This window comes from Roseateles sp., from assembly GCF_036404855.1.
In the GTDB taxonomy this organism is placed as follows: domain Bacteria; phylum Pseudomonadota; class Gammaproteobacteria; order Burkholderiales; family Burkholderiaceae_C; genus Pelomonas.
The window spans coordinates 1-1,654 of the sequence record NZ_DASWYS010000089.1 but is presented as its reverse complement, the minus strand read 5'-3'; the positions used below and the strand labels follow the sequence as shown (position 1 = coordinate 1,654).

The following is a 1,654-nucleotide window of genomic DNA, read 5'->3' as shown; positions in this document are numbered from 1 at the left end:
AACGTCAGCCCCACGGAGCATCCGATGATCATGACCGCGAACGAGGAGTACCTCTCGTGGGATCAGCTAAAAGTGTTGCTCAGCCGCTTGATGGCGGCTGTCGATGAAGATGACTACCCGCAGGTGCGTCAGCTGCTGCGTGAAGTGGTGAGTGGCTACAAGCCGGAGGGGGAGATCGTCGACTGGATATATCAGCAGCGACGAGCGGAACCGGGGGAGTGAAGGGCGTTCTTTTCGGTTGAGGTACTTCCGGGTGCAGTGTGTAGGGTGGGCTAAAGCCCATCGCTGCGTGTCTCGGCCATGCGTCCTGGCTTTGGCGGCGGCCCCTTGGTGGGCTGAAGCCCACCCTACAAGCGTACTTGTCCTGCCCGGGTGGAAAATCGCGCAGCGTTTTCACCATCACTCGTCCGCAAACCGCAAGCGCTGGTCGGGCTTCCCGTTGCAAGGCATGGTGGACAAGCTTCGCGTTGTCCACCCTACCGGGGGCGGCTGGCATATGCGTAGGGTGGAAAACCGCGCGGCGTTTTCCACCACCACTACCACGCAACCGCAAGCGGCCGGCGTTGCCCGAATGATTAATGCCGCGGGCTTTCTTCCGGCAGGCTGAGCAGCTGCTTTTCATGGTTCCAGTCGAACGGCTCGTCGTTCTGCTCGGCTTCGTAGCGGCGTTCTTCGAGTTGCTGGAATATCGCGATTTCTTCGTCAGGCATGAAGTGCAGGCAATCGCCGCCGAAGAACCACAGCAGGTCGCGCGGGACGAGGTGGGCGATCTGCGGGTAGCGGTGGAAGACCTGGCAGATCAGGTCCTGGCCCAGGTGGCGTTCTTCCGGCACGTTCTGCAGGTTCATGATCAGTTCATCGAAGCGTTCGAGGAACAGCGCGTGGCTGTCCTCCGAAACCTGCTCGGCTTCGCCCATCGCGAGCAGGATGCCGCGCAGATGGGCTAGCAGGGCAAGGTTGTAGTCGTGATAGGGATTGGCCATGTGTGCACCTGTGTCGGGTTTCTGGGGGCGCGATTATAGACAGGCGCGCCGTCGGGCGGGCCTGTTCGATTGACTCGCGGGCGTGCCGGGGGTTCGGCACGCGGCGTCAGCCGAGATGCTGCGTCGTCAGGTGCCGCTAACGCACGCATCCGGGCGGCAGCCGCAGTTCCTCCTGGCTGAAGTCGTCCACATCGATAACACGTCGGCGGGCGGCTTCGGCGGCGTACAGGCGGTTTGCCTCGTTCTCGTCGAGAATCCCCGCCTCCTGCGCGGCCGCGAGCGGATCGCTGCCCGGTGCCGGTTTGAGCGAGCCGCTCTTGAGCGCCTGGTGCAGTTTTTTCGCCGCCGGCTGGCTGGCCGTCAGGTTATGCAGGGCATGGTGCAAGCTGCCCAGCGGCTCGTCCGCGCTCTGCGGTCGATAGAAACCATCGAGCACGCGTGCCAGCGCCGGATCGCCTTCGGGACGACCGAGGATGGTCGCGACCTCGGCATCCAGCGCATCCGACGGGCCTGGATGGCGCGCGCCGAAGGGGAAGACCAGTGCGCCCAACAGGCAGCCCAGAATGCGATTGGGGAAGTTGCGCAGGATGTCGCGCAGAGCGGTTTCGCATGTGTGTAGGCAGTCTTCCAGCGCCCATTGCAGCAGCGCCTCCTGATCGGCGGGCTGGCCC

The 1,654-nt window shown here is 63.7% G+C and carries 2 protein-coding genes and 1 pseudogene; 1 reads left to right on the top strand and 2 read right to left on the bottom strand.

The window, feature by feature from the left end:
- Positions 1-222: pseudogene (locus VGF12_RS05895) on the top strand (polysaccharide biosynthesis protein); the annotation flags it as partial.
- Positions 223-575: 353 nt separating this feature from the next.
- On the opposite strand, the gene VGF12_RS05890 reads toward VGF12_RS05895, so the two are convergent.
- Positions 576-983: a PA2817 family protein gene (locus VGF12_RS05890; RefSeq protein WP_331175111.1), complete on the bottom strand. Its 408-nt coding sequence runs from the start codon at positions 981-983 to the stop codon at positions 576-578.
- Positions 984-1,119: 136 nt separating this feature from the next.
- Positions 1,120-1,654: acyl-CoA dehydrogenase domain-containing protein (locus VGF12_RS05885; RefSeq protein WP_331175110.1), on the bottom strand; the 535-nt coding region annotated here is incomplete at its 5' end.

Excerpts from the sequence above, each read along its gene's own strand:
- VGF12_RS05890 (WP_331175111.1), bottom strand. The coding sequence starts at position 983 with ATGGCCAATCCCTATCACGACTACAACCTTGCCCTGCTAGCCCATCTG.